At 31.8% G+C, this 9,641-nt stretch carries 14 protein-coding genes; 3 read left to right on the top strand and 11 right to left on the bottom strand.

From position 1 onward, the window contains the following. Positions 1–71 precede the first annotated feature (71 nt). The 7 genes from deoD to ACTJJ9_RS18655 all read right to left on the bottom strand — a co-directional run bounded on the left by deoD (position 72) and on the right by ACTJJ9_RS18655 (position 4,695). On the bottom strand, positions 72–779 hold the full coding sequence (deoD, locus tag ACTJJ9_RS18625) for a purine-nucleoside phosphorylase (protein WP_145582338.1): 708 nt from the start codon (positions 777–779) through the stop codon (positions 72–74). 129 nt (positions 780–908) lie between these two features. Further along, positions 909–1,220, bottom strand: coding sequence for a YodL domain-containing protein (locus ACTJJ9_RS18630; RefSeq protein WP_145582339.1), 312 nt, complete (start codon positions 1,218–1,220; stop codon positions 909–911). Between the two features lie 65 nt (positions 1,221–1,285). Beyond that, a complete protein-coding gene (locus ACTJJ9_RS18635; RefSeq protein ID WP_170944394.1) occupies positions 1,286–1,909 on the bottom strand; it encodes a phosphatase PAP2 family protein in 624 nt (207 codons plus the stop codon). A gap of 255 nt (positions 1,910–2,164) precedes the next feature. Then, positions 2,165–2,779 carry a PH domain-containing protein gene (locus tag ACTJJ9_RS18640; RefSeq protein ID WP_095301296.1) on the bottom strand — a complete coding sequence of 205 codons (615 nt, stop codon included), beginning with the start codon at positions 2,777–2,779 and terminating at the stop codon, positions 2,165–2,167. 146 nt (positions 2,780–2,925) lie between these two features. Continuing rightward, positions 2,926–3,699, bottom strand: coding sequence for a sporulation protein (locus tag ACTJJ9_RS18645; protein WP_145582342.1), 774 nt, complete (start codon positions 3,697–3,699; stop codon positions 2,926–2,928). Position 3,700: 1 nt separating this feature from the next. Beyond that, positions 3,701–4,501 (bottom strand): serine/threonine protein kinase, encoded by an 801-nt coding sequence (locus ACTJJ9_RS18650; protein WP_095301269.1) that lies wholly within the window; start codon positions 4,499–4,501, stop codon positions 3,701–3,703. Further along, a complete protein-coding gene (locus ACTJJ9_RS18655; RefSeq protein ID WP_145582343.1) occupies positions 4,501–4,695 on the bottom strand; it encodes a hypothetical protein in 195 nt (64 codons plus the stop codon). The genes ACTJJ9_RS18650 and ACTJJ9_RS18655 overlap by 1 nt, the downstream gene beginning before the upstream one ends. Before the next feature lie 116 nt (positions 4,696–4,811). On the opposite strand from ACTJJ9_RS18655, the gene ACTJJ9_RS18660 reads away from it, so the two are divergent. Then, the gene (locus ACTJJ9_RS18660) at positions 4,812–5,909 is read left to right on the top strand and encodes a DUF2515 family protein (RefSeq protein ID WP_145582344.1); all 1,098 of its coding nucleotides are present in this window, start codon (positions 4,812–4,814) and stop codon (positions 5,907–5,909) included. Positions 5,910–5,989: 80 nt separating this feature from the next. Here the strand turns inward: ACTJJ9_RS18660 and ACTJJ9_RS18665 are convergent, their stop codons facing one another. Beyond that, positions 5,990–6,172: a YozD family protein gene (locus ACTJJ9_RS18665; protein ID WP_095301272.1), complete on the bottom strand. Its 183-nt coding sequence runs from the start codon at positions 6,170–6,172 to the stop codon at positions 5,990–5,992. Positions 6,173–6,328: 156 nt separating this feature from the next. Between ACTJJ9_RS18665 and ACTJJ9_RS18670 the strand changes: the two genes are divergently transcribed. Further along, positions 6,329–6,508, top strand: coding sequence for a hypothetical protein (locus tag ACTJJ9_RS18670; protein ID WP_095301273.1), 180 nt, complete (start codon positions 6,329–6,331; stop codon positions 6,506–6,508). Here ACTJJ9_RS18670 and ACTJJ9_RS18675 read toward each other — a convergent pair. The 3 genes from ACTJJ9_RS18675 to bioB all read right to left on the bottom strand — a co-directional run bounded on the left by ACTJJ9_RS18675 (position 6,505) and on the right by bioB (position 8,727). Continuing rightward, the gene (locus ACTJJ9_RS18675) at positions 6,505–7,197 is read right to left on the bottom strand and encodes a hypothetical protein (RefSeq protein WP_095301274.1); all 693 of its coding nucleotides are present in this window, start codon (positions 7,195–7,197) and stop codon (positions 6,505–6,507) included. The two genes, ACTJJ9_RS18670 and ACTJJ9_RS18675, sit on opposite strands and share 4 nt — an antisense overlap. Positions 7,198–7,357: 160 nt before the next feature. Continuing rightward, the gene (locus tag ACTJJ9_RS18680) at positions 7,358–7,582 is read right to left on the bottom strand and encodes a YozE family protein (RefSeq protein ID WP_095301275.1); all 225 of its coding nucleotides are present in this window, start codon (positions 7,580–7,582) and stop codon (positions 7,358–7,360) included. Positions 7,583–7,719: 137 nt separating this feature from the next. Next, complete coding sequence (gene bioB / locus ACTJJ9_RS18685) at positions 7,720–8,727, bottom strand: biotin synthase BioB (protein ID WP_145582345.1); 1,008 nt, start codon at positions 8,725–8,727, stop codon at positions 7,720–7,722. A gap of 228 nt (positions 8,728–8,955) precedes the next feature. Between bioB and ACTJJ9_RS18690 the strand changes: the two genes are divergently transcribed. Further along, positions 8,956–9,641, top strand: a 686-nt coding sequence (locus ACTJJ9_RS18690) for a transposase (protein ID WP_440768803.1), incomplete at its 3' end; no start/stop codon positions are given.

Consider the following 9,641-nt stretch of genomic DNA (forward strand, 5'->3'; position numbering starts at 1 on the left):
AGCAAAAAGCTGTCGAGTTGCACTCGACAGCTAAACTACTGTTAAAATAATCATTTTAACAATATATCCTATTAATTTTTACTTATTGCAGCGTCTAAAGCAACAACAATCATATCATTGAAAGTTGTTTGTCTTTCTTCTGAGCTAGTTTCTTCACCTGTAAGAATATGATCGCTAACTGTTAATACAGATAGAGCTTTACAATTGAACTTTGCCGCAATTGTATAAAGAGCTGCTGTTTCCATTTCAATTGCTAAAATGCCATATTTTGCCCATTTCTCATGCTCAGCATTATCATTATAGAACATATCAGCTGTAAATACATTTCCAACCTTGAGATTGAGTCCTTTTTCTACACCTGTATCATACGCTCTCTTTAACAGATCAAAGTTAGCAGTTGGTGCATAATCAACTCCACCAAAGGTTAAACGATTCATTTGTGAATCAGTTGAAGCACTCATCGCGAGAATGACGTCACGCACACGAACATCTTTCTGAATTGCGCCACATGTTCCTACTCGTATTAAATTTTGCACACCGTAGCTATTAATTAATTCATTTATGTATATTGAAATAGAGGGAACTCCCATACCTGTGCCTTGTACAGATATCTTTTCTCCCTTATATGTTCCAGTAAAACCATACATGCCCCTTACTTCATTGTAACAAATGACATCCTCTAAAAAAGTTTCTGCAATATACTTTGCGCGTAATGGATCTCCAGGCAGCAATACAGTTTCTGCAATTTCATGTTGTTTTGCTCCAATATGGACACTCATCTACTATCCCTCCTATTAGTTATTAAAACAATAGCACATAAACTATATCATATTACTTAGGTAATTTAAAAGGACTATATCATTGTGAAAAACATGTACAGTTATCTTAAAAACTATGAAATTTTCTAATTATCTAACGTGTATTCGATTAATTCTTTTCCATCCCTCAGGCTTAAGTTTATAATAAAATTGACCTTTCTTCCCCTCATCAATTAAAACAATATCACCTGTACTCAAATATCTTGCTTCATAATCAGATGGCATTGTGTCGGCAACATTAAATGTTTGAAAGACCTTTTCCATAACATGCTGATGAGACTGTCCCTTTATCATGCAACGATACACTTCATGGTAGCCCTTTTTTTCGCCGAATTTTGGCGTTTGAAAAATTGTAATATCATAAGACTGTATCCGTTTCTTTAATAATAAGGAATATACCACACATATCACCCTCCAATTAAGCTTATTATCTTACTTATTAGAGGTCTATATGAAAAGTCCTTTCTCTAAACAGATCTAATTTTGTCGAACAACTTATTTATTTTATTATTTAAGAAGGAAATGACTATAAACATCGAAAATCCCGCACAAAAACCTGCTAACACGTCAGTAAGATAGTGAACACCTAAATATATTCTGCTCATTCCAATTAATCCAATCAAAATTGTTGTCGTCGCGATACAGAATTTTCGTATTTTTTCACTTTCAATATATTGAATAAATAAATAACAAATAAAACTGTAAATAGCTATTGAATTCATAGAATGTCCACTAGGAAAACTGTAAAATGCCTCTTTATAGACTGCGTCAAAATGGGGCCTTTCTCTACTAAATAATTCTTTAAGTTCACTATTTATCCACCTAACACTAAATAATAAGATAAATAAAAAGAGAGCGGAAATAATTCTTTTTTTATAAAGTAAAAGAATAGTGAAAAAGATGCAAATAGGAAACATATACTTAATCGAGCCAACTTCTGACAGGAATAAAAAAATATTCGTTAATAAGGTTGTTCTTAACGTTTCAAATAAGAGGGTTATTTTAACATCGATTAGATAAATGAATTCATAACGATATAAGAAGGCCAATCCAAGAAACAATATAACCGAAAGGAAAAACCACTTTTTCATATGTATCCTCCTGCACTGCATGCTTTGTCCATATCTCCCATTTTATTTCTTTAAGATCCTTTTTATACTCCATACGTTTAAATAATAAAAAAGCTTCAAAGCCAAAAAAAGAGGGTCGCTCAAAAGGGTCTTATCCCTCAAACACTGATATATAATAACTAACCTCATCATTAGTCTATATATAGTGTTTGAGGGATTTGAACCAATGGTTTTGAGCCACCCTCACATTATTTTATAAAGCTTCACAAAATTTCTTTAATTATTTATATACTTTTCAAATATTTCTCCAAAATCCTTCATATGATATTGCTCATGTGCGTCTAGAAGCCATTGGAATCCAACCTCTGTCAAACCTTTAAATGTATCTGGAAGTTGATTATCATCCGTACGGGAGTTTTGTAATACAGATACTGCTTTATTAAAACTTTCGGTAGCAAGATTATGCTTCACTTCATTTTCATATGTTATTTCAGATATACGTAGCAATGCTTTATAAAGATCTTTTAATTCCTCTATTTGTTCTTTTCTTACATCGATATCAAAGACATTGCTTCCAATCGTGAATTTTATTTCAACATCCATGTCAATTTTCCCAGCAGTTTCAAGCAATACGCCAGAAATTCGATGCTGTGAATATGGATACCGCTTTAAAGTTCTTTTTGAAGATGTCGCACTTTCCCCATCAACATGGATGACCGCTAAGTTTGTAAAACAATATTCATCTGCTTTTGTTTTAATTAAAAAGTAAATTTTTTCATTGTCTTCATGCATAACATAATCATCTGCGTCAGTTTTATCATAATCTGATGGTTTAATAATAGTACCAATATCAGACAAACCTAATGCATCAGCAGCAATCTTTTTAAACATTTCCCCATCACAGCCTCTCATATGTATCAAATTTAACGCCTAAATTATATCAATTCTACTAGTCTTTTCAAAGGTATTTTTAGATTTTAAAAATTGCCATCTTATACTTTATAAAAGTGCAACACATTTAAATTCAAAACACCTTTTTAAATGCTGTTTTTTTCTAAAATGGTCTCAATTTTATTTTTTAGAGTTGCTAATTCACTTTTAGAAACAGTGATTTTTGTTATTGTTTCATCTAAGTCTAATGCTTCTGATAAGAAACCTGCAAAACCACGGGCACGTCGATCAACTTCAATGATAATCTCTATTCTCTCATCATCAATTGGAAAAAATATCACTTCAACCTCATCAAATTTTCGGAAATATGGGCCAGACGTCGGAACAAATTCAAATTCTTGAATAAATGGCAATCGTTTTCTTATTTTAAAGGAAGCTTCTTCGTTTTTCACCTTTCTTAATTTAAACCCTAATTGATTAAATATTTGTAACGTTTCTTTGACCAAATGATGTGGAAGCACATTTATAATATCTTGGTCAGACGGGTCAATCGAACCTTTAATATCCATTCCAGTCTTAATCCACACTTTTGAACCACTCATACTTATTGGTGTATCAATTGGTAATTGAAACTGAACCGGGATCGATTTTGATTCCTCAGGCATAATAACGAATGGTTCATTTAATTTAATCGTTGATATGACAGCTTTTTTTTGAACTTTTTTATCATCGACCTCTTTTTCATAATACGTATTAAGCGTCAAATAAATTTCATCAATCTTTTGTTCTATATTACCACCTTTAATTTCTACAACTCCATCGACTAATTCCCCTGCTTTAATAGAAGCATGTGTTAATTTCGTATCTACCTTTGCCGAACCGATTCCAATACTTGCAAGCATTTTATTAAACAATGACAAACTAAATACCTCCATTAAATAATTTTACATCCATTAAAAGTTGTTCAATATCATGATATGGTTCATCAAGCTGAAGCATTTTTCGTAATATTTTTTTACTAGTTACTGAAAGCTCTAATTCATCCTCCCATGAACGACTCTTTCTTGTTTCTGGTTCATAACCTGAATAAAGTAAAAATAAGACAAAATGACCTAATGCATAAAAATCACTCTTAAAAGCGATTTCACGAAATAGTTGTTTTGCAAGAATTTCATTTACTTCCTCATTACTTTTCTTATCACTAACCTTTCGTGCTAATCCAAAATCAATAATATAATATTCATTTCCATTCATGAGAATATTCGGAATTCTTAAGTCCCGATGAACTATTCCAAGATTATGAATGGGTCTAACAATTTCTAAAATTCGCTCCAAATGGTAAAATGACGCTTTTTCATCATAGATATGGTTTTCGTTGAAAATCAGCTGTTCGAACGTAAAACCTTGCTTATATTCCATTAAAATAAAACTTCTACCATCTTCCTCAAATTGTTCATAAAAAGCAGGGTATGCTGAATGTCGTAAAGTTTTTAAAATGTCCGCTTCCCTTTGAAATGAAGCTCTTCCATGGTCATCGAGCATTTTATATTTTCGTAGTTGCTTTAAAACATACCTGGTACCTTGCTTATCATCTACTAAATAAGTAAACCCATAGCTCCCTTTTCCTAAAAGCTTTTTTATTGTGTATTTTTGTGAGATTTGGGCTTTTATTTTTAACGGTCTTTCACTTATCTCATGCCATTTTAAAATAAGTTTATTCATTAACTACTGTAAGAACCAAAAGAGCCAAAGGAACTAAAGAAACTACCCGATCTACGCTTTCTCTTATAATGATGATGACCGTATGAGGATGGGTGATGAGAATGGTATTTTCTTTTTTTAAAATCACTTGAGCTATAATGCCTTGAGTGTGAATGTTGGCTCGAAACAATTGATTTTAATAACTTCTTCAACATTGTTTATCCCTCTTTTCAATTTGTTAAATAATATACGGAGACAGACAATAAAAGTTTCATTTTTTCATACATATAGTATATCAAATAAAAGTCTGATCAGAATTTGGTGATATTGGATGTGCGGATTCATAAAATCTTTAAGTTCGAAAACTGAAAACTTTTCTATTTTAAAGGAGAAGGAAAGAGAAAGGATATATTCACAACTTCAAAAAAATTTAGAAACTGATAATTCTCCGATTGTTACCACGCAAAAAGAACGTCAGTTAGTTGAAAGGGTGGAGAATAAAACAAAAATAAATAATGTGAATAATGTAACACGAACAAAGGCATATCTCGAGTTTTTCAACCGAAATCCAGAAATTCATTGGGCATTTTTAGCCCATATGGTGTCACGCAACGGTGGTTATCATATGACTGACTTAAGGGGAACCTTAGTTGGAGGATTACTAGACGAGGAAAAGAGAGTGGACTTATTTCATTTTTTAGAGCATGCAAATTATCTTATTTTCCAAGATGCCTATCCACAACTTCTCTTATATGAAGAAAGCAAACAGAACAATAGCTCCTATTTCTATTTATTAAAGCTTCTTCATATATCTAAATTTATGTATACAGCTTGGGAATACTTTTTCAAGACAAAAAATTCAGCTTTTATTACCTATTCACTAATTACAAATGAACAAAACTATATAGAAAAGCATTTATTTTCAACAAAAGGCATAAAATCTTCCTTATTCCATACGCTAGCATTTGTTATCCAAGAAAAATTAGGATTTACTCATGTGATTTTTCCATACAAGCGCAATCTGTTTTCAACTAACTACTCCCTTGCTGGACTTGAAATACATGATTTTTCTTCCATACAAAAACGAATTAATATCGGAAAATGTCTCTACTCTATCCTGTTTTCTAAAAAATATTACAAATCATGTCTAAAGTTTGCTACCAATCAACCTCATACAGCATCAAGGAGTGATTATTGGCCACACATATTTTCATTAACTAGTTACAATTCAGCCAAATCGTATAGCCCACCTCTTGAAGTTGCATGGGGAAATATCCAAAACAAATCACCTTCAACTGTCGATTGGTTCCAAGACATTAATCAAATTAAAGATTTTGATCGATACCTATCATATATACAAGCTGATATTACAAAAAATGTATTAAGCGATGTTAAATTTCTATCAACTTTAAACAAAATAATTCATTGAAAATGGGCTTGTTAGACAAAAATAGGACTGAGCTATCAGGTGGAAAAATTCCTGGTAGTCAGTCAGTTTGCTATTACATGTCAATCTTCATTGTCAAAATCAACATCTTCATCAATTATGCATTTGTTTAATAGATAGTCAAACGTTATATCTGCTAATTCTTCTAGCTCGCTTTCACCAGGTACATACCCTCTTTTAGTGAGCTCATTGTAAAAGAACTCTGCAATCTCCTCAGTATCAATAATTACTTCAATTTCCTTCACAATATCGCCCCCCCTTAATTGTTTATGTCCGTAATGTGGGACATATGTCTTGAAATTGGAAACTATTTTTTAAGAAAAAATCTATCAAATTGGAATAACGAGCTAATAGATTCATATAGATAGATTACATAGACAAGCTTAAGGAGGAAAAAGCGAATGAACAAACGATTCCAAATGAGTATAGAAGAGAATAAACTAAGTAGAGCTTTTCTTAAATTTATCGATGGAGATGGATTTGACCGATTTTTAAATAAAATTATTCAGGGGTTATTTTTTATAATAGTTGGATTTGGTGTTCCTTATTTTATTTATGTGTTGATTTCTTGCTTATTTTAATGTTGACTATCATTGGATTTACTATGTCTTTGCAAGCTATTCATAATTAGGACCATAATTTCCTTATATTCAGGATTTTCAAACATTTGATATAATGTTTGATAGTCATTATATATATCTAATAACTCATCAACCATTTTCTTATAATGCTGATTCTCATCGATTATTCTCGCCTTTTTTAGTTTAATCGGCTTCGTAAATAGAGTGGAATAATCTTTTAAATCATTGGATTTCTTTGTTTTATATTGAAGCTTTTGCAGAATTGAAAGTGTTGACTTTGGAGAACTATTTAATAAAGTCATTTCATCAGCTGTTGCTTCAAGCCATTCTCCATCCGATAATCTAGTTAATTCATACGTAACCTCTTCCCATCCATCGTCTTCGTATCTCCATGCTTCTATACGAATGCCGACAATCCGGAAACAGGTTTTTCCATATCCATTTACTAGAACTGTATCACCTATTTGATAGTCGATATCAATCGTAATTTCTTCAACATCGATAATTGTCCCCTCATAATCTGAATACAATTGAAGTACATTTTCAAAAAATAACATGTCACTATAATTCACTTCATAAACAAAGTGCTGGTCAAGTTTATGAACCTTAGTAATTGTCCCAACAGTTCCATATAACGTAATCACGACGACGTCTCCTATTTTATAATTTGGATGATTAATGTTTCCCATTCACTATCTCTCCTTTATGTCGTGATTCGTTGGATATGATAGTATATGCTAATTTTCTTTATTCGATATAGGCAAATGAAAAAAAGAAGGCAATTTACCTATTGAAAACAGATAAAGCCTTCCTCTCTAAATATTAATTGCAAGTTGATAATGATTCACTTTATTGTTTTGCTATATCAATTTGATAAAGCTCCCATGCATCATCAAATACTGACATACTCGGTAAATAATTCCCATTCATTTCAAGATAAGAACTCAATTCATTATAATCATTAGAGTTTTTTGGGAAACTATGATCAAGATATGCATTATTTGCAAATTTCGCTATATCATCCTTAGGCTTTGGATGACGGTATTTTAATAAGTAATGATAAAAGGATTTCACGTCCATTCCCCCAATCGACAAGATTTTTCTATTATAGCTTGTTCCTTAAGGGAAAGAAACCATAAAGCTTTCGTTCAATTAAATAGTTGATTTGAAAATTATTCAATCTTACTAAAGAAAGCTTTTCACTACTATTTTTAAGAAATTACTGATGCTTTATTATTCGTTTCCACATGTTGAAAGTCAATCTCAAACCCCAAATCCTCAAGCATCTTATGATCAGCAGTACTATCTTGTCCTCTCGTTGTTAAATAATCCCCAACAAAAATGGAATTAGCAGCATATAACCCTAAAGGCTGTATTGATCTTAAATTTACTTCCCGTCCTCCCGAAATTCTTATTTCCTTCCTTGGATTTATAAATCGAAATAACGCAAGTACTTTTAAGCAAAATCTTGGATTTAATTCATTTGTCCCTTCAAGTGGTGTACCATCAATCGCGTGCAAAAAATTTATTGGTATCGAATCTGCATTTAATTCTTTTAAATGAAAAGCCATATTTATTACATCATCTACTGTTTCCCCCATACCGATTATTACTCCTGAACATGGTGAGATTCCACTTTTTTTTACTGATTTAATTGTTTTTATTCGATCATCGTATGTATGTGTTGTTGTTATGGAAGGATGATACTCCCTAGATGTATTTATATTATGATTATATCGATCGACACCAGCTTCCTTTAATTTTTCCGCTTGTTCAGGCTTTAATAAACCAAGACATGCACAAACCTTCAATCCAAATTCAGATTTTATTTCTTTAACAACTGAAGCAACATGATTTATTTCTTTGTTCGTAGGTCCTCTTCCACTAGCAACGATGCAAAAAGTGCCAACTTGTAATTGATGTGCCCTTTTTGCTTTTTCGATTATCGTATCCTTCTCAAGCATTTGATACCTTTCGACCGGAGCAGTTGATACACTAGATTGAGAGCAATATCCACAGTTTTCCGGACATAACCCCGACTTAGTATTCATAATCATATTTAATTTTACCTTTTTTCCAAAAAAAAATTTTCTAATCTTAAATGCACTATTTAATAGGAGTAATATATCGTCATCATCACTTTGTAAAATTGCCAGAGCTTCATCCATTGATAAGACCTTTCCTTGTAAAACTTCATCTGCCAACTTGCTCCAATTCATTTTCATTCCTCCTTTTGATTATAAACTATCGTAAAGAAGGAAAAGAAAATTGTCAACTATATCTATATTTTAGTTAACATTTAAACTGTATTTACGGTTGAGAGAAAATTAAAAAAGAGTCCCATTATAGGGACTCACAGACTGTAGACAAACTCGATAAAATCGAGTTTGCTTACAGTCTTTTTTAATTTAAAATATTTAATAAGAGATTTTAAGAGGTGATGGATAATGATGACAAGAAACAATAATACTGAAAGAGATCAGTTAGAAGTAATCGCAATTGACCAATTAGTACCACAAGATCATTTGGTGCGTAAAATTGAATCTGCTATTGATTTCTCCTTCATTTATCCATTGGTTGAAAAACTCTATTCAACAATAGGCCGTCCGAGTATTGATCCTGTTGTATTGATTAAGATGACATTTATTCAATATGTATTTGGTATACGCTCTATGAGGCAAACCATTAAAGAAATTGAAACAAATGTGGCATATCGCTGGTTCTTGGGATTCGGTTTTTATACAGAAGTTCCTCACTTCTCTACCTTCGGTAAGAACTATGAGCGTCGTTTTAAAGAAACCGATCTATTTGAACAAATCTTTTATCGAATTCTAAAAGAGATTACAGATAAAGGTTTATTGAGCGCAGATCATGTATTTATTGATTCAACTCATGTTAAAGCAAGTGCTAATAAACGTAAATTTGAAAAGAAAACAGTGAGAAAAGAAACTCGAGCTTATGAAGCGAAACTTCAGGCTGAATTAAATCAAGACCGTATTGATAACGGAAAGAAACCTTTTCCACCTGAAAAGTTTGAAAAGGAAGAGATAAAGGAAATTAAGGAAAGTACTACTGACCCTGAAAGTGGGTACTACGTAAAAGATGAAAGAACAAAACAGTTTGCTTATTCTTT

Source organism: Metabacillus sp. 22489, from assembly GCF_052044855.1.
Lineage (GTDB): Bacteria > Bacillota > Bacilli > Bacillales > Bacillaceae > Metabacillus > Metabacillus niabensis.